Here is a 517-nt window from a genome sequence, read left to right on the forward strand (position 1 = left end):
CCAGCCCCTTTGCCAGCGTGTGCGAGCAGCTGGCGGCGCGCTTCCCCACCGTCGAGCGCGTGATTGCCACGCGTCGGCAAACGCAGAGCGCCTCGCACGAGCGCATCTGCGGGCTGCTCTGGCAGGCGGGCGAGCTGTACGAAACGCCCTTTTACGACATCGTGCCCGTGGTGGACCGCATCGGCGGGGGCGACTCGTTTATCTCCGGCTTTCTCTACGGGGTTGCCCACTACGGCTCGCCGCAGGAGGCACTCACGTTTGCCACCGTAGCCTCGGCGCTCAAGCACACCATTCCCGGCGACATCAACCTGGCCACTCCGGCCGAAATCGAGCACCTGATGCAGGGTAACCTGTCGGGCCGCCTGCTCCGCTAACTGACGGCGGCACCCCGCCTCAATCTTTTTTATGATGACCCCTACTTCCCCTATTGCCCAGCTGCTGGCCGTGCCGGTGGTGCCGGTGTTCTACCACGCCGATGCGGCTTATGCCGCCGCCACGCTGCGCGCCTGCTACGCGG

Annotated in this window: 1 protein-coding gene; it reads left to right on the forward strand. The window is 66.3% G+C overall.

The genetic code is table 11. The annotated features are described in order from the left end of the window. Positions 1-374: carbohydrate kinase family protein (locus tag ACYVDE_RS26000; protein WP_460504384.1), on the forward strand; the 374-nt coding region annotated here is incomplete at its 5' end. Between the last annotated feature and the right edge of the window lie 143 nt (positions 375-517).

The sequence above is a fragment of the Hymenobacter agri genome (assembly GCF_054778495.1).